The sequence below is a fragment of the Streptomyces erythrochromogenes genome (genome assembly GCF_040684695.1).
Taxonomy (GTDB): Bacteria; Actinomycetota; Actinomycetes; order Streptomycetales; family Streptomycetaceae; genus Streptomyces; species Streptomyces erythrochromogenes_C.
Map to the genome: position 1 here is coordinate 47,147 of NZ_JBFBGM010000021.1, position 20,889 is coordinate 68,035.

Here is a 20,889-nt window from a genome sequence, read left to right on the forward strand (position 1 = left end):
TGGGGGCAGAGCCCCCACGCGGCGCAGCCGCCATCCAGCACAGCGGGAAGGGGCGGGGTGGGGGAAGAGCCTCCCGCAGGGCCCGCCGCCGCACTACGACAACGAACCGAAGGGCACGTCATGCACCGCGCACTGATCGTCGTCGACGTACAGAACGACTTCTGCGAGGGCGGCAGCCTCGCGGTCACCGGCGGAGCCGACGTCGCCGCCGCCATCACCGAGCTGATCGGGCAGGCCACCGCCGGGTACCGGCACGTCGTCGCCACCCGCGACCACCACATCGACCCGGGGACGCACTTCGCGCACCCGCCGGCCGAGCCGGACTACGAGTCCTCCTGGCCCGTGCACTGCGTGGCGGGGACGGAGGGCGTCGGCTTCCACCCGAACTTCGCGCCCGCCGTGGCCTCGGGTTCGGTCGCCGCGGTCTTCGACAAGGGCGCGTACGAGGCCGCGTACAGCGGCTTCGAGGGCGCCGACGAGAACGGCGAGGGCCTCGCCGCCTGGCTGCGGGAGCGGCACGTCGGCGAGGTCGACGTGGTCGGCATCGCCACCGACCACTGCGTGAAGGCCACCGCCCTCGACGCCGCCCGCGCCGGCTTCACCACGCGCGTGCTGCTGGACCTGACGGCGGCCGTGGCCCCGCACACCACCGAGCGGGCCCTGGAGGAGCTCCGCGCGGCCGGTGTGACGCTCGTGGGCGCGGTCGGGCCCCGGCCGTAGGACCGGGGCCCGCACCCCCTCAGGTGCCCAGCAGGGCCCGGATGGGGTGCCAGAGCTCCTGGGCGCGGTCGGGTGCGCCGCGCCACAGCAGGCCGTCCGGATGGTGCAGGACGGCCGTGACCTCGTCGGGTGTGGGCGGCTGTGCGTTGCCCCGCAGGTACACCGCCCGCATCCCGAGGTTCCGCAGCCTGGTCAGGGCGCGGGCCCGGTTCGCGGCGTGCACCAGCACGCGGACATTTCCGCCCTCACCGGACGGCCTCGGCAGCGTGAGCGCAACCACCACGCTGCCGCCTGGCAATCTGACGAAACCTCCACCGGGCATGTCGGTCATCTCCCCCGTCAATAAGAACCTCGTACCGGGGCATCTAAACGCGATCGGCCGCCGCCCGCTAGAGGGCGACGGCCGATCATGCTTTGACCTGCGGTTTTACCGAAAAGCTACTTCGACGGGCCGACCTCGACGGTCATGACCTCACCGTCGTAGGTCTCCTTCAGGATCTTGATCTTGGTGTTGGTGTCAGTGACCTTCACCGATCCGGTCGGGTTCTCGTCGTAGTAGTACTTGCCCTTGCGGTCGTCGAAGACGAGGTTCGCGGGCTTCGGCTTCAGGAACAGCTCCTCGCCGTTCTTGTGCAGCGTGAAGGCGTCCGTCGAGTACGCGCTGAAGGTGGCGTCGTACGGCTGGATCTTGTTGCGGAGCAGCGTGCCGTCCGCCCACTTCATCGGCTTGGCGTTGGCGTCGATCGGCAGGATCAGGCCCTGGCCCGGGTGGACGCTGGTGTTGTTGTCCTTCTGGCTGGTGTCCCACTGCCAGATGAGCAGACCGTCCTGGTACGGGTAGTGCTCGACCCAGTCCGGCTTGGTGTTGCCGAAGCCGAAGTTGTACGGGCCCACCTTGAGGGTGGAGTCGTACGACACGTAGCGGCGGTTCTCGGCCAGGTAGTACTGCGCGTACTCCTTGGTGAAGCCGGAGCCGATGCGCGAGAAGCCCTTGCCGGTCCAGCCGTTGTCGCCGTTCTCGGCGCCGTCGGTGAACAGCGCGGAGCCGTCCGCGGTGAGGGTGACGGCGTCGGCCGTGAAGCCCTTGCCGCCCGCGCCGCCGTCCGTCTGGTAGCGGAAGCGGAGGTCGACCTTCTTGCCCGCGTAGGCGTCGAGCGAGAAGTTCAGGTTCTTCCAGGCGCCCGAGACACCGGTGAGCGACGGGCTGCCGGCGGCGTCGACCGGGATGGCCGTGCCGTCGGCGGTGCCGGCGAGGGCGGTCCAGTTGGCGCCGCCGTCCGTGGACACCTCGGTGTAGAGGTAGTCGTAGTCGGCCTCGATGTCCCACCAGCCCTTGAGGGACAGGGCGGCGGACGTCTTGCCCGTCAGGTCGACGGAGCGGGTGAGGGTGTTCTTGAGGTCGTCACCCATGTTGCTCCACCACTGGGTGGAACCCTCGGCGGGAGCGACGACGTCCGTCTGCACCTTCTTCTTCGGCAGCTCGACGACCAGGGCCTGCTTGTCCTTGGTGTTGAACTCCGCCACACCCAGCTTGTGGGTGGACTTCGTCGCGGCCTTGGCCGTGTCGTAGTTCAGCCAGCCCAGCTGGAGCTTGTCCCAGGCGGTCATGTCGCCCGGCATGTCGCCTATGGAGTCCTTGCCGGTGCCGAGCCAGGAGCCGGCCGACATCAGGGACCAGAAGCCGACGCCGTTCTCGCCGCCACCGGAGGTGTCGTAGAGGTCGGGCAGGCCCAGGTCGTGGCCGTACTCGTGGGCGAAGACGCCGAGGCCGCCGTTCTCGGGCTGCATCGTGTAGTCGCCGACCCAGATGCCGGAGTCGCCGATCTGGGTGCCGCCGGCCTTGTTGTTGGCCGGGCCGGTCTTGCCCGCGGAGGTGCCGTAGGCGTACCAGCGGTGCGCCCACAGGGCGTCGGGGCCCTGCACGCCGCCGCCGGCCGACTCGTCCTCGCCCGCGTGGACGATCTGGAAGTGGTCGATGTAGCCGTCGGGCTCGTTGAAGTTGCCGTCGCCGTCGAAGTCGTAGCGGTCCCAGACGTCGTACTGGGCCAGCTTCGCCTTGATCTCGGCGTCGGTCTTGCCCGCCTTCTTCTGGGCCTCGACCCACGCCGTGACGCCGTCCTTGACGGTGTCCCAGACGTTGGAGCAGTTGCTCTGGCCGCAGAAGTTGGAGCCGTAACGGGCCTCGTTGTACGGGACCTTGACCCAGTCGGCGACCTCGCCCTCGACCGAGTAGCGGCCCGAGGAGGTCTTCTCGTAGTACGTCTTCAGGGAGTGCTTGCCCTCGCCGGTGGCGAAGTACAGGTCCTGGAAGTACTGACGGCTGAAGTCCTTGCGCCAGGCGGTGCTGTTGTCCTTGGCGCGGTCGGGCTGCGCGATCGTGTTGTGCAGCGGACCGGGGGTGCCGCCGTACTTCGGAACGGCCGGCTTGGGGCCGGGGCCGTCCGGGTCGTGCATGGTGGTGCTGTCGACCTGGTCGCCGAACTCGACGAGGATCGTGAAGATCTTGTCGGTCTTCTCGCGGCCGAGCTCGACGTACTTCTTGTCGTCCAGCTTGACGACCTTGGAGGCGCCGCGCTGCTCGACGCCCTTCTTGCCCTGGAGCACCTGGTCCAGGGCGGCCTTGCGCTGCTGGGCCTGCTGCTCGCTGAACGGGCCCTTGAGGTCGTGCTCGACGACCTTGGCAGGAGTGGTCGGGTCCTGCCGGTCGGCCACCGGGGCGGCCGCGGCCTTGCCCTCGGCCTGGGCCGCGGTGACGGTGAAGAAGGTTGCACTGGTCGCGCACGCGGCCATGGTCACGGTGACGGCGGCAGCGCGGATCGCACGCCGTCGGGCGGAATTGCTGGTCACTTGATGTCGTTCCCCTCCCGCGGCCGCAGCGTCTGAGTTCGGAACTTCTCCATAGGAGCGGGGGGTTCCGCGCGGCGCGCGTCTCAAGTGACGACATTTGACCGGAGAGACGCGAGAAAAGACAGACCTTGACTTGAACCTTACAACTGCACTATGCGGTCAGGGAGTTCCGCTATCCGGACGTTCCGCAGCCATACGGGGCGAAGGGCCCTTCCCGACCCCGGAACGGGTCCGTAGCGTCCCCTTTCTCCCCCCTACGGGGCGTGAAAAATGATCCCGTGCGCCCCCTGTGCTCCAGCACCGTGTGTTAGGTCACGCTTACCGGCGGCTCGCCCCGGGCATCCCGTCATGGAGTCACTTGACGCGCGACGTTGGTTGAGCCGACTCCCCCTCCCCCTCACCGAGGACGGATATCGCCATGCCGCGTCCGACTGCCGCACAGCTCGCGTACGGGTCCGCCACGGTCATCGTGTCGACGATCGCCATGCTGCTGCTCTCGCAGACGAGCACCGGGCTCGGCGTCGCGGTCATCTCCGCCGCCGCGCTCGCCCTGGGTCTGCTCGTCGCCCTCACCGTGCCCGTCCCCAAGCGCCGCGGCCGCCACGCCGCGCGTACGGGCGGCGCCGCCACGCCGGCCTCGTCCCCCGCCGGGGCGGCGCAGGACACCCGGGTGCCCGAGCCGCGGACGGCGTCGGCCGAACACCCCGTCCACCACTGAGCCTCCGCCCCCGGCGCGCACGACACGGCGCGGGCGGCCTCCCTCCGGGGGAGGCCGCCCGCGCCGCGGGTGCGCCCGTGCGCGGTGAGCGCTAGGTCGCCTGGACCACGACGGTCTTGGCGGCCTTGTCGTGCAAGCCCTGTTTGTACGGCTTGTCGACGAGGATCGAGACGATCAGCGCGATCGGCCACAGGCAGAAGCAGCAGAGCAGCGTGGGCAGCCAGAGCACGGCGGCGCGGGTCAGGGCGGTGCCGGAGTTCGGCACGGAGCCGTCGTTGAGCATGGCGACGCGCAGGCCCATCGCCTTCTTGCCGACGGTCCGGCCGTCCTTCTTGGTGAACCACCAGTCGTAGCCGAGGTAGGCGACGATCGAGATCAGGGTCATGATCAGACCGCTGCCGCTGTACGACTTGGTGAAGACCTCGCTGACGTCCTCGCCCCGGTCGGTCTCGACCGTGTAGCGGTTCGTGCCGAAGGCCAGCTGGATGAGGAACAGCGGGACGGCGACGATCACCACGTCGATGACGCGCGCGGCGAGCCGCTTGCCGAAGTCGGCGAGCGGGGGCATGCCGGCCAGCGGGTCGGGCATGCCGTAGCCGCCGCCACCGCCGTACGGGTCGCCTCCGCCGCCGTACGGGGGCGGAGGGGGCGGATATCCCCCGCCGCCGGGGCCGGGGCCTCCCGGGGGCGGCGGACCCCCGCTTCCGGGCGGAGGCGGTCCGTACGGCGAACCGCCCGACGGAGGCGTCGGTTCCTGGGGCTTCTTGAGGAACGGGTCTTCCTCGGGCGGCTGGCCCGGCGGCGGCTGGTCGGTACTCATGGCCCGAGTCGAACCCGGGTCCGCCACCCCCGCAACGGGACGGGGTCCATTCGGGGGGACGGCCCCCGGACGCGGTCTAGCGGGCCACGTACGTCTTGGCCGCCTTGTCGTGCCAGGCCTGCCGGCGGGGGCGGTTCACGAGGCACCACAGGCTGCCGGGCAGGCCCAGGAAGCAGTACACGAGCCAGCGGCGCAGGGCCGCGCCGAAGGACGGCGGGCGCAGGGTGGCGGTGGCCAGCACCCGGACGCCCAGCAGCTTCTTGCCCGGGGTGCGGCCCCAGCGGGCGGTGGGCAGCACCTCGTAGAGGACGCCGAAGAGGAGGACGGCCGCGAAGACCAGGCCGAGGCTGCCGGCGATGGTCGGGTCGAGCAGCCAGACGGTGGTGGTGCGGCCGCTCGCCCGGGCGGCGTCCACCTTGGCCTGGACGTGGGCGGCGGCCGACGGCAGCAGGGGCCGCGCGACGGCGGCGGCGACGGCGGCGAACACGAGGGAGTCCAGGGCCCGGGCGAGGGTGCGGCGCACCAGCCCGGCGGGGCGCACGGCCCGTTCGGCCATCCGCTCGAAGACGGCCCGGGGCGTGGCGGGGCGGCCGGTACGGGCGTCCGTGCGGGCCTCCTGCGCACCGCGCGGCTCCCAGCCCCCGGGCTTCGGCTCCGCGGGGGCGGCGGCCTCGGCGGGCTGCGGGACCTTCGGGCGGACGCCCGCGGGCCGGGGCTCCCACACCTCGGGGCGGGCGGGCGCGGGCGCGGCCGTGCGCTCGGGTGCGGGCGCGGCGGTCCGCTCGACTGCGGGGGCGGGGGTGCGGGCGGGTGCGGGGGCGGGCGTCGCCTCGGGCCAGGCCGCGGTGACCCCGGTGGGGCCGGGGCCGCCCGTTCCGGGGGCGTCGGGCCATGCCGGGGCGGCGGGGGCCGCCGGGGCCTGTGCGGCCGGGGAACGCGCCGACAGGATGCCCGCCGAGGACGGTGCGGGGAGCTTCGCCGGCGCCGCCTCGGCGGACGGCGTACGGGCCAGGGAGATCCCCGCGGGCCGGGCGGACGGCTGCCCCGGCTCGGGCTCGGGCTCGGCCGGCGGAGCCGGTACGTGTGCGTGTGCGGCCTCCGGCTCGCCCTCGGCCTCCTGCGGGCTGCCCCAGGACACCCGGCGGTCGCGCGGCCCGCCGAAGCCGGCCTGGTGCACGGGGTCGGCCTGCCACACGGGTGCCGGGGCCGGAGCCGGGGCGGGAGCCGGGTTCGGAGCGGGTTCCGGCAGCGTCTCGGTCATGGAGGTCTCGTCGAGGAACACCGGCCCCGTCTCGTCGGCGCGGACGGCGGGCGCGGCGACGGGGGCCGAGGTGGGGAGCGGGCGGGCCGGAGCGGGCACGGGGACGGGCGTGGGGACGGGTGCGGGCGCCGCCGGGGCAGGTCGGCTCGTGCCCGGGACCCAGGCCGCGCCGTTCCAGTACCGGATGTACCCCGGGATGGACGGATCCGGGTAGTAGCCCTCGCGGGCCGCGTGCTCGCCGTCACCAGGGGAGGCCGTCATGTCCCCAACTCCGATCGTGGCTTGAGGCTTGTGCAAGGGGAGGACCATAGCCAAGAACCGTGGGCCGACAGGTCCGGTAACGGGAGAATCCAAGCCATTGAGCGAACGTCACTCCCCGCGGCTGTTTTCGGTCAGCCGACAGGATTCGGCCAATTTCGCGTTCGGTGCCGAAAGCCGCGTCATACCCGGGCACATCGGAGCTCTCAGCGGGTGTGGGGTGCCATCCGGCCCCACGCACCGACCGAAGTGAGGCCGTCATGCACCACCCCGTCATCGAGCGCGAGCTGGAACTGAAGCTGGTCCTTTCCCCAGAGCGCAGCATCCCCGTCCCGGCGCGCCTGCTCTACCTCACCGAAGACCCGTACGCCGTCCACGTCACCTTCCACACCGGCTCCAGCGCCCCCGTCTACTGGACCTTCGCGCGGGAGCTGCTCGTCGAGGGGGTGTTCCGCCCCTGCGGGCACGGCGACGTCCGGATCTGGCCCACGAAGGTCGACAACGAGGCGGTGCTCTGCATGGCGCTCAGCTCCCCCGACGGCGACGCCCTGCTGGAGGCTCCGTCCCTCGCGGTGTCGGCCTGGCTGGAGCGGACCCTGCGGGTCGTCCCGCCCGGCAGCGAGTCGGAGCGGCTCGGCCTGGACGCGGCGCTGGCGGAGCTGCTCGCCCCGACCCCGGCCGACGACCTGTGGCTGCGCGACCCGTGGCCGTCGGACGAGTCGGCGGACGGGGACCTGTGATGACGCACGGTCCCCGCACCCCCGGCGGCGGCCGCAGACCGGGCGGCCGCCGCGGCCGGGGCGGCGGCCACCTGCGCCTCGTACGGCCGGAGGAGCCCGCCCGGGTCCCTGAAGACCTGGCCCGGATGGCCGAGGCCCGGATATCCGAGGAGCTCGCCCGGGTCTCAGAAGAGCTTGCCCGGGTTGAGGAGCCCGAGTGGATCGAAGGCCTGCTTGACGGCGCGCTGCATCTCCATTCCGACCGGGCCGAGTTCACGCGCGAGCCATTCCTTCTTCAGGACGCCGACCCCGTGTTCGCCGGTGATGGTCCCGCCGAGGGAGAGGCCGAGTTCCATGATTTCGCCGAAGGATGCGCGGGCCCGCCGCGTCTCGTCCTCGTCGGCGGGGTCGAAGCAGACGATCGGGTGGGTGTTGCCGTCACCGGCGTGCGCGCAGACGCCGATGAGCAGGCCCTGGGCGCGGGCGATGGCGGCGGTCCCGTCGAGCATCTCCCCGAGTCGCGAGCGCGGTACGCACACGTCGTCGATCATCGTGGCGGGCCGGAGCGCCTCCAGGGCGGGGAAGGCCATCCGGCGGGCCTGGAGCAGCAGTTCCGACTCCGCCTGGTCCTCGGCGGGCACGACGGCGGTGGCGCCGGCGGCGGTGCAGAGCTCCCCGACGGCGGCGAGGTCCTCGGGGGCGTGCGGGGTGTCGAAGGCGGCGAGCAGCAGCGCCTCGGTGGATTCGGGCAGTCCCATCTTCCCGAGGGCGTTGACGGCGCGGACGGTCGTACGGTCCATCAGTTCCAGCAGGGAGGGGGTCAGTCCGGCTTCCATGACGGCGCAGACGGCCTCGCAGGCGGCGGCCACGGAGGGGAACTCGGCGGCCAGGGCGAGTTGCCGGGGCGGCGCCGGCTTGAGGGCGAGGACGGCCCGGACGACGATCCCGAGGCTGCCTTCGGAGCCGACGAAGAGCCGGGTGAGGTCGTATCCGGCGACGCCCTTGGCGGTGCGCCGGCCGGTACGCAGCAGCCGCCCGTCGGCGAGGACGACGTCGAGGCCGAGCACGTACTCGGCGGTGACCCCGTACTTGACGCAGCACAGGCCGCCCGAGGCGGTACCGATGTTGCCGCCGATGGTGCACTGCTCCCAGCTGGAGGGATCGGGCGGGTAGGAGAGCCCCTGTTCGGCGACGGCCCGTGAGAGGACGGCGTTGACGACGCCCGGCTCGACGACGGCGATCCGGTCGACGGCGCTGATCTCCAGGATCCGGTCCATCTTCACCAGGGACAGCACGATGCAGCCGTCGGAGGCGTTGGCTCCGCCCGACAGGCCCGTCCGGGCGCCCTGCGGGACCACGGGGATCCGCAGGGCGGTGGCGGTGCGCATGACGTGCTGCACCTGTTCGACGGTCCGGGGCAGGACGACGGCCGCCGGGGTGCCGGCGGCGCAGAAGCTTGCCATGTCGGTGGCGTAGGAGGCGGTCACCTGGGGGTCGGTGAGCAGGGCCTCGGCGGGGAGCCCTTCGAGGAGCCCCGCTCGCAGACGTGCGGAGAGGTCGGCCAGGTCGGAGAGGTCATCGTCCATGGGGCCAGCGTGGCAGCCGGGGCCATCGGTGTGAACACGCCCGCGCACGTCTTCGGACACCTCGGCGCGCTCTTCATATTGACGCACAGTGACCCCATGGACCGTTTCGACGAGGATTCGCAGACGCCGGCGCCGCCCGTGACCTTCACCGGCCGCAAGACGCTCGTGGCCGCCGGAGTGGCGGTGGTCCTGATCGCCGGGGCCCTGTTGATCCGGCCCGCCCGGACCGGTGACGACGCGCGCCCGCCGGGGCCGAGCGAACGCGCCGCCACGGCGGTGGGCATGGGTGCGCCCGCCTCGGCGGCGGACGTGGTGGCGCTGGTGGCCGACCGGGAGAAGTGGGTGGCCTCGCACGCCGACGACGACGCCTCGTGGGCGGTCCTCGGCTCCGCCTACCTCGAACAGGCGCGGCGGACCGCGGACTCGGCCTGGTACCCGAAGGCGGAGAAGGCGCTGAAGCGGTCGCTGGAGGTGCGCCCCGCGGAGAAGGGAAACTTCGACGCGATGACGGCGATGGGCTCGCTGGCCAATGCCCGGCGCGATTTCGCGACCGGCAGGAAGTGGGGCGAGCTGGTACGGGCGCAGGCGCCGCGGCGGTGGACGGCGTACCCGGTGCTGGTGGACGCGTACACGGGGCTCGGCGACTACAAGGGCGCCCAGAAGGCGATGGAGCTGCTGCTGGAGCTGCGGCCGGGGCTGGCCGCGCACGTCAGGGCCGCGCAGGTGTACCGGGACCGCGGCTGGCGCGAGGACGCGGTGGTGTCGATGGAGTCGGCGGCGGCCGCGGCGAAGGCCCCGGCGGAGAAGGCGTACGCGCTGTTCCGGCTCGGGGAGCTGTCCTGGGAGCGGGGCGATCCGGCGGAGGCGCTGCGCCAGTACGAGGGGGCGCTGCGGACGGATCCGGCGCAGGCGGAGGCCCTGGCGGGCCGGGCGCGGGCGCTGGCGGCGCTGGGGCGCGGCGGGGAGGCGGTGCGGGACTACCGGATGGCGCTGGGGCGGACCCCGGTGCCGCAGCTGGCCCGGGAACTGGGCGAGCTGCTGGAGTCGCTGGGCCGGCAGCAGGAGGCGCGCGAGCAGTACGGGGCGCTGACGACGATGGCGGTCCGGGACGGCGCGAACGGGGTCGACGACGACGTGGTCCTGGGCCTGTACGAGGCGGACCACGGCGATCCGGCGGCCGCGGTGCGGCGCCTGTCGCAGGAGTGGGAGCGGCACAAGAGCATGCAGGCCGCGGACGCGCTGGGGTGGGCGCTGCACCGGGCGGGTGATCACACGGCGGCGCTGGAGTACGCGAAGAAGGCGACGGAACCGGGGCTGCGCAGCGCCGACTTCGCCTACCACCGGGCGATGATCGAGCGGGCGCTGGGCGACGAGGCGGGGGCGCGGCGGCACCTGCAGGAGGCGCTGCGGACGAACCCGTACTTCTCACCGGTGCGCGGCCCGCTCGCGAAGGAGGCCCTGGCGGCGATCGGCCAGCCGCCGCCGGGCGGCCCGGAGCACCTGCAGCCGGTCACGCCGTGGGTCGAGCCGGAGCTGCCGAAGCCCAACCCGCCGAAGCCGAAGCCCGCGGCGGCGAAGCCGCGGCCGAAGCCGTCCCCGTCCCCGTCCGCCGGCCGCTGACGGGACCCCGGCCGCGGGGAGTGGCGACCGTACGGCCCGGTGCGCGGGGTGGCGGTGCGCCGCGTTCCGGCCCACTCCCCTCCGGAGGGCACCACGCGGCGGCCCGCCCGGCCCCGCGCACCGGGGCCGACGGCAGCCCGAGGCCCCCGGCGGCTGCCGGGGGCCTGAAGGCACGGGCGCGACTCAGAGGTTGCCGCGCTTGTCCTGCTCGCGCTCGATGGCCTCGAACAGCGCCTTGAAGTTGCCCTTGCCGAAGCCCATGGAGCCGTGGCGCTCGATGATCTCGAAGAAGACCGTCGGCTTGTCCTGGACCGGCTTGGTGAAGATCTGCAGCAGGTAGCCGTCCTCGTCGCGGTCGGCGAGGATCTTCAGCTCGCGCAGCTCGTCGATCGGCACCCGGGTGTCGCCGACCCACTCGCCGAGGGTGTCGTAGTAGGTGTCCGGGACGGAGAGGAACTGGACGCCCGCGGCGCGCATCGAGCGGACCGTGGAGACGATGTCGTTCGAGGCCAGGGCGATGTGCTGGACGCCGGGGCCGTTGTAGAACTCCAGGTACTCGTCGATCTGCGACTTCTTCTTCGCGATCGCCGGCTCGTTGATCGGGAACTTGACCTTCTTGGTGCCGTCCGCGACCACCTTGGACATCAGCGCCGAGTACTCGGTCGCGATGTCGTCGCCCACGAACTCCTTCATGTTCGTGAAGCCCATGACCTTGTTGTAGAAGGCGACCCACTCGTTCATGCGGCCGAGTTCCACGTTGCCGACGCAGTGGTCGATGGCCTGGAAGGTGCGCTTGGCCGGGCCCTCGACCATCGGCTCGACGGCGACGTAGCCCGGCAGGTAGGGGCCGGTGTAGTCGCCGCGCTCCACCAGGGTGTGGCGGGTCTGGCCGTAGGTCGCGATCGCGGCCAGCACGACCGTGCCGTGCTCGTCCTTGACCTCGTACGGCTCGTCCAGGCCGCGGGCGCCCTGCTCGACGGCGTAGGCGTAGGCGGCGCGGACGTCGGGGACCTCGATGGCGAGGTCGATGACGCCGTCGCCGTGCTCGGCGACGTGCTCGGCGAGGAAGCGGCCGTGGTCGGTCGTCGCCTTGATGACCGAGGTCAGCACGAAGCGGGCGGAGCCGTTGGTCAGGACGTAGCTGGCCGTCTCGCGGCTGCCGTTCTCCGGGCCGGAGTAGGCGACGAGCTTCATGCCGAAGGCCGTCGAGTAGTAGTGCGCGGCCTGCTTGGCGTTGCCGACGGCGAAGACGACCGCGTCCATCCCCTTCACCGGGAAGGGGTCCGCCTCACGCGCGGTGTGCGGGGTGGTTTCGAGGTTCGCCAGAGACTCAGTCATGAGCGCAGAGTCCCGCCGATCCACAAGCTGCGCAATAGTTTCCTCATTGACTGTACAAACTGCACAGCACGGCCGGAGGATGACTGAAACATCTGTGCACTATGACCACCCACGAGCACGCGTGGGCACCCGGAGGCATCCATGGGCATCGACGAACTCGACGGCCGGCTCATCGTCCTACTGGCCCGCGAGCCCCGGATCGGGGTGCTGGAGGCCTCGCGCCGGCTGGGCGTGGCCCGCGGGACGGTGCAGGCGCGCCTGGACCGGCTGCAGTCCAGCGGGGTCATCCGCGGGTTCGGGCCGCAGGTCGACCCGACGGCCCTCGGGTATCCGGTGACCGCCTTCGCGACGCTGGAGATCAAGCAGGGGCAGGGGGCCGACGTACGGGCGCACCTGGACGGGGTCCCGGAGGTGCTGGAGCTGCACACCACCACCGGGCACGGGGACATGCTGTGCCGGCTGGTGGCCCGCTCCAACGCCGATCTCCAGCGGGTGATCGACCGCGTCGTCGGCTTCGAGGGGATCGTCAGGGCCTCGACGGCGATCGTGATGGAGAACCCGGTGCCGTTCCGGATCATCCCGCTGGTGGAGCAGGCCGCGGAGGACGACACCCGCACCCCGTGAACCCGTGAGCCCGTGAACCCGGCAGGGACTTGCAAAGAGTTCTATGCAAAGAAACCCTTGCATAGAACTCTTTGCATCCCTAGAGTCGGGGCATGCCCGAGAGCCGCCCCGAGAGCCACCCCACGAGCCGTCCCACGAAGACGCCCACGCCCGCCGGAGAGCGGGAGCCCGTGGAGCCCACCCTCCGCATGCTCGACGCCCGCGCCCTGCGCGGCCTCGCCCACCCCCTGCGGATGCAGCTGCTGGCCGACCTGCGCCGCAAGGGCCCGGCCACCGCCTCCCAACTCGCCGAACGCTTCGGGGAGTCCAGCGGATCCACCAGCTACCACCTGCGCCAGCTCGCCGCGCACGGCTTCGTCGAGGACGCGGTCGGGCACGGCAAGGGCCGGGAGCGCTGGTGGCAGGCCGCGCACGAGGGCACCGGCTTCGACGGCTCGCTGATCCACGACGCCGACCCGGCGACGAGCAGCGCGGCCGCGGTCTTCCTGCAGGCGGTCGCCTCGAACCACACCCAGGAGGTCTCCGCCTGGATCTCCGAGGCACAGACCCGGCTCGGCCGCTGGGAACCCGGCGCCGACCTCAGCGACTTCACCCTGCGGCTGACGCCCGCGCAGAGCGAGGAAATGGTCGGCCGGCTGCACGACGTGATCAACACCTACCGGGACCTGCCCGAGGCGCAGGACACCCGGACCGTACGCATCCACACGCACGTCCTCCCGCGCTCCGCGCCCGAGTAGCAGCCGCGCGCGGCCTCCCGCCGCGCCGCGCGACCACCACCGCCACCGCACCCGAAGGAGTTCGCCGTGCCCTCCGTCGACCATGCCCGCAGCCAGGCCTTAGGCCGCACGAGCCGGCGTCCGCTGGTCGCCGTACTGGCCGCCAACACCGTTTCCATAGCCGGCAGTTCCCTCACCCTCATCGGCGTCCCGTGGTTCGTGCTGCAGACCACGGGCAGCGCCGGCCGGGCCGGTGTCGTCGCCTTCTGCGCCACCCTGCCCGTCATCGTGGCCGCGCTGGTCGGCGGACCGGTCATCGACCGGCTCGGCCGCCGCCGGGTCTCCGCCGCCTCCGACCTGATCTGCGGCCTGTCGGTCGGCGCGATCCCGCTGCTGCACCACCTGGGCGTGCTGGAGTTCTGGATGCTGTGCGCGCTGATGGCCGTCGGCGGCCTCGTGCACACCCCCGGGCTGACCGCCCGGGGCGTGCTCCTGCCGAACCTCGCCGAACACGCCGGCACCACCCTGGCCCGGGCCGCCAGCCTCTACGACGCGGTCTCGCGCGGGGCGCGGATGATCGGGGCCGCCGTGGCCGGCGTACTGATCGCGGCGTTCGGCGCCGAGACCGTACTGCTGCTGGACGCGGCCACCTTCGGGGTGTCGGCGCTGCTCGTCTCCGCCTTCCTGCGCGGGGTCCCGGCCGCCGAGCCGCAACGGACCGCGGGCAAGGTCTCGTTCGCCGCCTACCGAGCCGAACTCGCCGAGGGCTGGGCCTTCCTGACCCGCTCCCGGCTGCTCATGGGCATCACGGTGATGGTCATGATGACCAACGGCCTGGACCAGGGCTGGTCCTCGGTCCTGCTGCCCGTGCACGGCCGGGACGTCCTCGGCGGAGCGACGACCATCGGCCTGATGATCTCCCTCTTCGGCGGCTTCGCCCTGCTGGGCGCCCTGCTCTACGGGATGTGGGGCGAGCGCTTCCCGCGCCGGGCGGTGTTCGCGGCGGCCTTCCTGGTGTCCGGTGCGACCCGCTACGTGGTCGCCGCGCTCACCGACACGACGCTGCCGCTCGCGGTGACGATGGCCCTGGCCGGCCTGGGCGTGGGCATGCTGAACCCGATCCTGTCCACGGTCATCTACGAGCGGGTCCCGGAGGAGCTGCGCAGCCGGGTCGCGGGGGTGACCACGGCGGGCTGCGAGCTGACCATGCCGATGGGCGGACTCGCGGCGGGCCTGCTCGTCGACGGCTTCGGGGTGGGCACCGCGCTCCTGCTCTTCGGCGGCACGTACCTGCTCACGACGCTCGCCCCGCTGGTCTTCCCGGCCTGGCGGGCGATGGAGCGCGAGCCGGAGGTCAGCAGGACGGGGCCGGCTCTCCCCGGTTCAGTGCGCGAAGAGCGTTCACCGCATCCGTCAGCGAAGTGACGGGCACCAGCTGCAGCCCCTCGGGGAGCTCCGACTGCGCGTCCGCGCACTCGTCCTTCGGTACGAGGAACACGCTGGCCCCGTCGCGCCGGGCGGCCTGGGTCTTCAGGGCCACGCCGCCGACGGCGCCGACCGTGCCGTCGGCGGTGATGGTGCCCGTGCCGGCGATGTTGCGGCCGCCGGTGAGGTCGCCGCCGCTGCCGTCGCCGTCGAGCTTGTCGATGATGCCGAGGGAGAACAGGAGCCCGGCGCTCGGGCCGCCGACGTCGGCGAGGTTGAGCTCGACCTTCACGTCCTTGGGGTCCTTGTGGAGGAAGCCGAGGGCGGCGTCGGCGGCGGCCGACTGCGACTTGGCCATTTCCTCCAGGTTGTGCTTCTCGATCTCCTCGTCGCTTCCGCCGGTGGAGTAGACGGCCTCCCGGGGCAGGACCGCCTCGTCGGTCTTGAACCAGTGGCCGACGAGCTCGGGCAGCGTCATCGTCGAGGACGGCCCGGTGGCCCGGATGGTGGTCATCCGCAGCTGGCCCTTGGTGTCCCGGACGGGCGCCCCGGAGACGGTGATGACGGGCTTGCCCTGGTCGGACCCCAGCACGTCGGCCGTCAGCCCGGGCACGGCGACCACGAAGGGCAGCGGCGCGAACGCCGCTGCGGCGAACAGCCCGAGCACGGGCACGGCGCAGACGGCCAGGGCGGCGGGACGCGGCAGACGTGTGAGGCGAGAGAGCACCCGCCCAATCTATCCGCCCCACCGCTCTTTCAGCCTCGTCGGCGGTTGAGGCGCGGGGGCCCGGGGGCAGCGCCCCCGCAACGGCGCCGCACCCGGCACCGCACCGGAACCCGAGGGGGTCCGCCGGGCCCGCGGCCTAGCGAAGGGCGTCGGCGACCTCGCGCGCCGCGTCGACCACCCGCGGCCCGACCCGCTCCGGCACCGCGTCGGCCAGCATGACGACGCCGACGCTGCCCTCCAGCCCGCTGATGCCCACGAGCGGCGCCGCGGCCCCGCTGGCGCCCGCTTCGAGCTCGCCGTGGGTCAGCGTGTACCCCGGCTCGATGAGGGAGCCCTGACGGGCGGCCAGGATGGCCCGCCCGGCGGCGCCCCGGTCCAGCGGGTGGCGGAACCCGGCCCGGTAGGCCACGTGGTAGTCCGTCCAGGTCGGCTCCACGACGGCGACGGCGAGCGCCTCGGTGCCGTCGACGAGCGTCAGGTGCGCGGTGGCGCCTATGTCCTCGGCGAGGGACCGCAGCGCGGGCAGGGCCGCCTCGCGTACGAGGGGGTGCACCTGCCGGCCCAGTCGCAGGACGCCGAGCCCGACCCTGGCCCGGCCGCCGAGGTCACGGCGGACCAGGGCGTGCTGTTCGAGGGTGGCCAGGAGCCGGTAGACGACCGTGCGGTTGACGCCGAGGCGGTTGGACAGCTCGGTGACGGTCAGACCGTGGTCGGTGTCGGCGAGCAGCTTGAGGACTCTGAGCCCTCTGTCGAGAGTCTGGGAGGTTTCCGCGGTCACGACGCCTCGCCCTCTTTCGGTGAGCGGCGGTGACTCTCGGGGCGGCACGCCGCCGGTCCCGCGGCGGCGCACAGGAGAGGCCGCCGGTAGCGGCCATTGCACCGGCTGCGCTCCCGCGGCGGCGCTGCCACGGTGCGTTCGATGCGGGGAATGTAGCGAGCAGGTCCGCTCAGCGGAAGGGCTCGTCCAGAATCCGGGCGCGAGCTACCCGTTTGTGCCGTTTCCTGATCGCCTCAAGTGTCGTTTTGTGACAACGATTCGCACGGACGCGGAGATGACGGAACGGGCACGGGGTCCGTGCGAACCTCCGCACGGACCCCGTCACACGTTCTGGGCGAACCCACCGCAGTCGCCGCACTCACGGCACTCGCGGCACACACGGCACTCACCGCATACGGGTCGCCCACTCCTGGACCTTCTTGATGCGCTCGCGGATCTGCCCCGCCGTCGCCTCCGCGCTCGGCGGCCCGCCGCAGACGCGCCGCAGTTCGGTGTGGACCACCCCGTGCGGCTTGCCGCTCTGGTGGACGTACGCGCCCACCATCGTGTTGAGCGACTTCCTCAGCTCCAGCAGTTCCTTGTGGGAAACCACGGGCCGCCGCTCCGCCGGCAGCTCCAGCAGGTCCGCCTCGGTGTCGGGCTTGCGCCGGCTGTGCGCGATCTGCCGGGACTGCCGCTTCTGCAGCAGCATCTGGACCTGGTCCGGCTCCAGCAGCCCCGGGATGCCGAGGTAGTCCTGCTCCTCCTCGCTGCCCGGGTGCGCCTGCATGCCGAACTCGGCCCCGTCGTAGAGGACCCGGTCGAAGACGGCGTCGGACTCCAGGGCCTCGAAGGACATCTGCTCGTCCTCGCCGGTGTCCTCGTCCTCCTGCCGGTTCGCCTCGTCCATCTCCTTCTCGGACTCGGCGTACGGGTCCTCCTCGCCCTGCTTCTTCGGCTTGTCGAGCACGTGGTCGCGCTCGACCTCCATCTCGTTGGCGAAGCCGAGGAGGTAGGGGATGGTCGGAAGGAACACGGACGCCGTCTCGCCGCGCCTGCGCGAGCGCACGAAGCGTCCGACGGCCTGGGCGAAGAACAGCGGGGTGGAGATCGTGGTCGCGTACACGCCGACCGCGAGGCGCGGTACGTCGACGCCCTCGGACACCATGCGGACCGCGACCATCCAGCGGTCGTCGTTCCCGCTGAAGGTGTCGATGTTCTTCGACGCCCCGGTGTCGTCGGAGAGCACCAGGGTCGCCTTCGTCCCGGTGATCTCCCGGATGAGCTTGGCGTACGCGCGCGCCGAGTCCTGGTCGGAGGCGATGACGAGGCCGCCCGCGTCCGGGATGCCCTTGCGGACCTCGGTGAGCCGCTGGTCGGCGGCGCGCAGCACGTTGGGCATCCAGTCGCCGCGCGGGTCCAGGGCCGTGCGCCAGGCCTGCGAGATGGCGTCCTTGGTCATCGGCTCGCCGAGCCGGGCGGCGATCTCGTCGCCGGCCTTGGTCCGCCAGCGCATGTTGCCGCTGTAGGAGAGGAAGATGACCGGCCGGACGACGCCGTCGCCGAGCGCGTTGCCGTAGCCGTAGGTGTAGTCGGCGGAGGACCGCCGGATCCCGTCGTTGCCCTCTTCGTAGGTCACGAACGGGATGGGGTTGGTGTCGGAGCGGAAGGGCGTGCCGGTCAGCGCGAGCCGACGGGTCGCCGGGTCGAAGGCCTCCAGGCAGGCCTCGCCCCAGGACTTCGAGTCGCCGGCGTGGTGGATCTCGTCGAGGATCACCAGGGTCTTGCGCTGCTCGCAGCGGTTGCGGTGGAGCATGGGCCGCACGCCGACACCGGCGTAGGTGACGGCGACGCCGTGGTAGTCCTTGCTGAGCGGCCCCGCCGAGTACTCGGGGTCCAGGCGGATGCCTATCCGGGCGGCGGCCTCCGCCCACTGCTTCTTCAGGTGCTCGGTGGGCGCGACGACGGTCACCTGCTGCACCACGTGGTGGTGCAGCAGCCAGGAGGCGAGGGTCAGGGCGAAGGTGGTCTTGCCTGCACCGGGGGTCGCGACGGCGAGGAAGTCCCGGGGCTGGTTCTGGATGTAGCGGTCCAGCGCTCCCTGCTGCCAGGCACGCAGCTTGCTGGCGGTGCCCCACGGGGCACGGCCGGGGAAGGCGGGTGAGAGATGGTGGGAGGCGGTAGTAGTCACGGTCTCCGGTTCGTGCTCTCGGCGGCGGTCGTACGTAGGACAACCGGGCCACCTTACCGGGGCGGGCCCGCCCCTCGCGGAGGGACAGGCCCGTGACCTCGGGCGGTGCGGCGAGCGTCACACGGAACGCAGCCGGTCGGCGATCCGGGCGATCTCCGTCTCGTGCCCGGCCGCCACGTCGATGACCAGGTCGTAGGCGCGTTCCTGGTCCGCGCCCGCGAGATCGATCCCGTTGACCGCCAGGAAGGTCGCGGCCGCCAGCCATGCGGTGCGCTTGTTCCCGTCGACGAGCGGGTGGTTGGTGGCGATGCCGTGGAGCAGCGCGGCGGCCTGCTCGTAGGGGTCCTCGTAGGCCGGGGTCCCGAACTCCCCCAGCTACCGCTGGGAGGGGCCCCCTGGGCCCGCGGCCGGTGCACGGCGGACTCCAGCAGGCCGGGGGCGCGCAGCTCGACGGGCTGGTCCTGGGCCAGGCAGGCGTGCCGGGCGAGGTCCAGGACCTCGGCGAGCGTGAGGTGCCGGCGGGGCTCGGTGGTGTCCGCGGGGGTGTCCGCAGGGGTGTCCACGCGGGTGTTCACTCGGGTGTTCACTCGGGTGTTCACTCGCCGAGCCTCCTCAGGAGGGGGGCGTGCCGCTCGGCGAGCCGTCCGGCCGCCACCGCGACCTTCTCCCGCTCGGCCCGCAGGTGGGCCCGTACGGCCTGGAGCACGACGTCCTCGGGCGTGCGCCCGGTGGCATCGGCCAGATCGCCCAGCTCCGCCCACTCGGCTCCGGGGAACCCGATGGTGATCTCGTTCATGGCCAGAACGTAGCCGCCCGCCCGGGGCCTCGGCACCGGGGTTTCCGGCGGGCTCAGGCCTTCGCGGGCTCCAGCCGGGTCGCGACCCACGCCCCCACCAGGGCCACGCACGCCATCGGCAGGAACACCACCGCGAAGGCGGCGGGGTGCGAGGCGCCCGCCCCGCCGTCGGTCACCGCGTGCGCGGCCCCGACCGCTCCGCCGCCGAGCGCGGCGAAGGCGGCGCCCCCGGCGGCGAGCAGGACGACGTTCGCGAGTGCGTCGGAGATCTGCAGGGCGGCGGAGTTGGCGCCGACCTCCTGCGGTGCGGACAGCTTCAGCAGGAGCACGCTCGTGGAGCCGATCACCAGGCCCATCCCGAGGCAGCCCACGGCCCAGGCCAGCGCCAGCGTCCAGACCGGGACGGACTCGATGAGCACGGCGGGCGCGGCGGCGATGGCCAGCGCCACCAGCACCATGCCGATCACCATCAGCCGCTGCCGGTAGGGGGCCGTCCGTCCCTGCGACTGCACCCAGGAGCCGCCCGCCCAGGTCACCCCGCCCAGCGCGAGGGAGAAGCCGGCCATCGTCGGGCTGAGTCCCCGCTGGGTGACCAGCATCAGCGGCACGAAGCTCTCGGCGGCGATGAACGCCCCCGCGGCGACCCCGCGCAGCAGCACCACGGACGGCAGCCCGCGCCGGGCCAGGTACGTCCCGCGCGGCAGCAGCCCGAGCACGGCCGGGACCAGCAGGGCCGCACCGGCGATGCCGGGTACGAGCGAGAGCCACCGCAGGTCCTGGGCGGCGTACTGGAGCAGGCCCGCGCCGACGGAGATCCCGAGCGCCAGCCGGATCCGCCGCCGGTCGAAGGCCGGGGGCTCGCCGCCCACGGGGCCGGAGGCGGTGCGGCGTATCGCGGGCAGCGCGACGACGAGGGGCACGACCACGAGGGCCGGGATGCCGAGGAACACCCACCGCCAGCCGAGGTGCTCGGTGACCGTGCCGGAGGCGAGCGGCCCGACGATGGAGGGGACGACCCAGCTGGCGGCGAAGGCGGCCATGATCGCGGGCCGCAGCCGCTCCTCGTAGGCCCGGCTGACGACGACGTACAGCGCGACGATCACCAGCCCGCCACCGAGGCCCTGCACGGCCCGGCCGAGGACGAAGAGCCACATGGCGCCGGCGGTCCCCGAGACCACGAGGCCCGAGGCGAAGGCGGCGATCCCGACGGTCAGCGGCTTGAGCGGCCCCTGCCGGTCGGCCCACTGCCCGGACAGGACCATGCCGAAGAGGCTGGTGGTGAAGTAGGCGGAGAAGGCGAAGGCGTACAGCCCGATCCCGTCGAGCTCGCGGGCGGCGACGGGCATGGCCGTGCCGACGGCGGTCGCCTCGAAGGCGATGAGGAAGACGACGGAGATGATCCCGATGCTGAGCGTCCGGTACGCGGGCCCCATGACGCCGCCCTGCGGCGGGGTCGGGAGGGGTTCGGTTCGCTGGGGCACGCGGGGTTCGAGGGCGCTCATCGCCCCAGCGTAAGGTGCGCAGCCCCGTTTCGACCCTGTCCGTTCGACCGATCCCGGCCTCGGCCCCGGGTCCTAGGACCCGGCCACCCGGCCCCGGTCCCAGGCCCCGTCGACCCGGCCCGGTCGTGAACGCGGCATGGCAGCCCTGTTGCATCCCGGGCCGGCTCCTTCCCCGCCAGGCGACGGCCCGCGTACGGTCGGGGACATCACCACAGCCGCGTGCCGGGCCTCCCCGGCCACGGCACCGGGGCGGAGGCCGCCCGG

Annotated in this window: 18 protein-coding genes and 1 pseudogene; 7 read left to right on the top strand and 12 right to left on the bottom strand. The window is 72.7% G+C overall.

The window, feature by feature from the left end; genetic code table 11:
- The first annotated feature begins 120 nt into the window (after positions 1 to 120).
- Positions 121 to 720: a nicotinamidase gene (locus AB0O53_RS27030; protein ID WP_350999030.1), complete on the top strand. Its 600-nt coding sequence runs from the start codon at positions 121 to 123 to the stop codon at positions 718 to 720.
- Positions 721 to 739: 19 nt separating this feature from the next.
- Here AB0O53_RS27030 and AB0O53_RS27035 read toward each other — a convergent pair whose 3' ends face one another.
- Together AB0O53_RS27035 and AB0O53_RS27040 are read right to left on the bottom strand one after the other, a co-directional pair.
- Positions 740 to 1,042: a hypothetical protein gene (locus tag AB0O53_RS27035; RefSeq protein WP_030825287.1), complete on the bottom strand. Its 303-nt coding sequence runs from the start codon at positions 1,040 to 1,042 to the stop codon at positions 740 to 742.
- Positions 1,043 to 1,158: 116 nt separating this feature from the next.
- Positions 1,159 to 3,510, bottom strand: a complete 2,352-nt coding sequence (locus AB0O53_RS27040; protein WP_350999227.1) for an immune inhibitor A domain-containing protein — start codon at positions 3,508 to 3,510, stop codon at positions 1,159 to 1,161.
- 475 nt (positions 3,511 to 3,985) lie between these two features.
- Between AB0O53_RS27040 and AB0O53_RS27045 the strand changes: the two genes are divergently transcribed.
- Positions 3,986 to 4,285 (top strand): hypothetical protein, encoded by a 300-nt coding sequence (locus tag AB0O53_RS27045; protein ID WP_365198908.1) that lies wholly within the window; start codon positions 3,986 to 3,988, stop codon positions 4,283 to 4,285.
- A gap of 91 nt (positions 4,286 to 4,376) precedes the next feature.
- Here the strand turns inward: AB0O53_RS27045 and AB0O53_RS27050 are convergent, their stop codons facing one another.
- Together AB0O53_RS27050 and AB0O53_RS27055 are read right to left on the bottom strand one after the other, a co-directional pair.
- Positions 4,377 to 5,105 (bottom strand): RDD family protein, encoded by a 729-nt coding sequence (locus tag AB0O53_RS27050; RefSeq protein WP_350999035.1) that lies wholly within the window; start codon positions 5,103 to 5,105, stop codon positions 4,377 to 4,379.
- Positions 5,106 to 5,181: 76 nt separating this feature from the next.
- Complete coding sequence (locus tag AB0O53_RS27055; RefSeq protein ID WP_350999036.1) at positions 5,182 to 6,627, bottom strand: RDD family protein; 1,446 nt, start codon at positions 6,625 to 6,627, stop codon at positions 5,182 to 5,184.
- Between the two features lie 257 nt (positions 6,628 to 6,884).
- Here AB0O53_RS27055 and AB0O53_RS27060 point away from each other — a divergent pair, with 257 nt between their 5' ends.
- Positions 6,885 to 7,364: an SsgA family sporulation/cell division regulator gene (locus AB0O53_RS27060; RefSeq protein WP_350999038.1), complete on the top strand. Its 480-nt coding sequence runs from the start codon at positions 6,885 to 6,887 to the stop codon at positions 7,362 to 7,364.
- A 164-nt stretch (positions 7,365 to 7,528) separates the two neighbouring features.
- On the opposite strand, the gene AB0O53_RS27065 is transcribed toward AB0O53_RS27060, so the two are convergent.
- Positions 7,529 to 8,908, bottom strand: a complete 1,380-nt coding sequence (locus tag AB0O53_RS27065; protein ID WP_350999229.1) for an FAD-binding oxidoreductase — start codon at positions 8,906 to 8,908, stop codon at positions 7,529 to 7,531.
- Between the two features lie 117 nt (positions 8,909 to 9,025).
- Here AB0O53_RS27065 and AB0O53_RS27070 point away from each other — a divergent pair, with 117 nt between their 5' ends.
- Positions 9,026 to 10,549 (top strand): tetratricopeptide repeat protein, encoded by a 1,524-nt coding sequence (locus tag AB0O53_RS27070; RefSeq protein ID WP_350999040.1) that lies wholly within the window; start codon positions 9,026 to 9,028, stop codon positions 10,547 to 10,549.
- A 183-nt stretch (positions 10,550 to 10,732) separates the two neighbouring features.
- On the opposite strand, the gene hppD is transcribed toward AB0O53_RS27070, so the two are convergent.
- Positions 10,733 to 11,887 (bottom strand): 4-hydroxyphenylpyruvate dioxygenase, encoded by a 1,155-nt coding sequence (gene hppD, locus AB0O53_RS27075; RefSeq protein WP_350999043.1) that lies wholly within the window; start codon positions 11,885 to 11,887, stop codon positions 10,733 to 10,735.
- Positions 11,888 to 12,028: 141 nt separating this feature from the next.
- On the opposite strand from hppD, the gene AB0O53_RS27080 reads away from it, so the two are divergent.
- The 3 genes from AB0O53_RS27080 (at position 12,029) to AB0O53_RS27090 (ending at position 14,652) form a co-directional block, all read left to right on the top strand.
- A complete protein-coding gene (locus tag AB0O53_RS27080; RefSeq protein ID WP_350999046.1) occupies positions 12,029 to 12,511 on the top strand; it encodes an Lrp/AsnC family transcriptional regulator in 483 nt (160 codons plus the stop codon).
- 92 nt (positions 12,512 to 12,603) lie between these two features.
- Entirely contained in the window at positions 12,604 to 13,248 is a 645-nt protein-coding gene (locus AB0O53_RS27085) for an ArsR/SmtB family transcription factor (protein ID WP_350999049.1), read from the top strand.
- Between the two features lie 66 nt (positions 13,249 to 13,314).
- Positions 13,315 to 14,652 carry an MFS transporter gene (locus tag AB0O53_RS27090; RefSeq protein WP_350999052.1) on the top strand — a complete coding sequence of 446 codons (1,338 nt, stop codon included), beginning with the start codon at positions 13,315 to 13,317 and terminating at the stop codon, positions 14,650 to 14,652.
- Here the strand turns inward: AB0O53_RS27090 and AB0O53_RS27095 are convergent.
- The 6 genes and pseudogenes from AB0O53_RS27095 to AB0O53_RS27120 form a co-directional block, all read right to left on the bottom strand.
- A complete protein-coding gene (locus AB0O53_RS27095; RefSeq protein ID WP_350999054.1) occupies positions 14,582 to 15,379 on the bottom strand; it encodes a S16 family serine protease in 798 nt (265 codons plus the stop codon). The genes AB0O53_RS27090 and AB0O53_RS27095 overlap by 71 nt on opposite strands.
- A gap of 136 nt (positions 15,380 to 15,515) precedes the next feature.
- Entirely contained in the window at positions 15,516 to 16,157 is a 642-nt protein-coding gene (locus AB0O53_RS27100; RefSeq protein WP_030662724.1) for an IclR family transcriptional regulator, read from the bottom strand.
- A 385-nt stretch (positions 16,158 to 16,542) separates the two neighbouring features.
- A complete protein-coding gene (locus AB0O53_RS27105) occupies positions 16,543 to 18,327 on the bottom strand; it encodes a DEAD/DEAH box helicase (protein WP_350999057.1) in 1,785 nt (594 codons plus the stop codon).
- Positions 18,328 to 18,444: 117 nt separating this feature from the next.
- Positions 18,445 to 18,890, bottom strand: a pseudogene (locus tag AB0O53_RS27110) (type II toxin-antitoxin system death-on-curing family toxin).
- Positions 18,891 to 18,922: 32 nt separating this feature from the next.
- Complete coding sequence (locus AB0O53_RS27115; protein WP_350999063.1) at positions 18,923 to 19,123, bottom strand: hypothetical protein; 201 nt, start codon at positions 19,121 to 19,123, stop codon at positions 18,923 to 18,925.
- Between the two features lie 53 nt (positions 19,124 to 19,176).
- Positions 19,177 to 20,625 carry an MFS transporter gene (locus tag AB0O53_RS27120; protein WP_350999066.1) on the bottom strand — a complete coding sequence of 483 codons (1,449 nt, stop codon included), beginning with the start codon at positions 20,623 to 20,625 and terminating at the stop codon, positions 19,177 to 19,179.
- Positions 20,626 to 20,889: the final 264 nt, after the last annotated feature.

Bases quoted from the DNA above. Each gene is read 5' to 3' on its own strand.
- AB0O53_RS27030 (WP_350999030.1), top strand. From the start codon at position 121: ATGCACCGCGCACTGATCGTCGTCGACGTACAGAACGACTTCTGCGAG.
- AB0O53_RS27035 (WP_030825287.1), bottom strand. From the start codon at position 1,042: ATGCCCGGTGGAGGTTTCGTCAGATTGCCAGGCGGCAGCGTGGTGGTT.
- AB0O53_RS27040 (WP_350999227.1), bottom strand. From the start codon at position 3,510: ATGGCCGCGTGCGCGACCAGTGCAACCTTCTTCACCGTCACCGCGGCC.
- AB0O53_RS27045 (WP_365198908.1), top strand. From the start codon at position 3,986: ATGCCGCGTCCGACTGCCGCACAGCTCGCGTACGGGTCCGCCACGGTC.
- AB0O53_RS27050 (WP_350999035.1), bottom strand. From the start codon at position 5,105: ATGAGTACCGACCAGCCGCCGCCGGGCCAGCCGCCCGAGGAAGACCCG.
- AB0O53_RS27055 (WP_350999036.1), bottom strand. From the start codon at position 6,627: ATGACGGCCTCCCCTGGTGACGGCGAGCACGCGGCCCGCGAGGGCTAC.
- AB0O53_RS27060 (WP_350999038.1), top strand. From the start codon at position 6,885: ATGCACCACCCCGTCATCGAGCGCGAGCTGGAACTGAAGCTGGTCCTT.
- AB0O53_RS27070 (WP_350999040.1), top strand. From the start codon at position 9,026: ATGGACCGTTTCGACGAGGATTCGCAGACGCCGGCGCCGCCCGTGACC.
- hppD (WP_350999043.1), bottom strand. From the start codon at position 11,887: ATGACTGAGTCTCTGGCGAACCTCGAAACCACCCCGCACACCGCGCGT.
- AB0O53_RS27080 (WP_350999046.1), top strand. From the start codon at position 12,029: ATGGGCATCGACGAACTCGACGGCCGGCTCATCGTCCTACTGGCCCGC.
- AB0O53_RS27085 (WP_350999049.1), top strand. From the start codon at position 12,604: ATGCCCGAGAGCCGCCCCGAGAGCCACCCCACGAGCCGTCCCACGAAG.
- AB0O53_RS27115 (WP_350999063.1), bottom strand. From the start codon at position 19,123: ATGAACGAGATCACCATCGGGTTCCCCGGAGCCGAGTGGGCGGAGCTG.
- AB0O53_RS27120 (WP_350999066.1), bottom strand. From the start codon at position 20,625: ATGAGCGCCCTCGAACCCCGCGTGCCCCAGCGAACCGAACCCCTCCCG.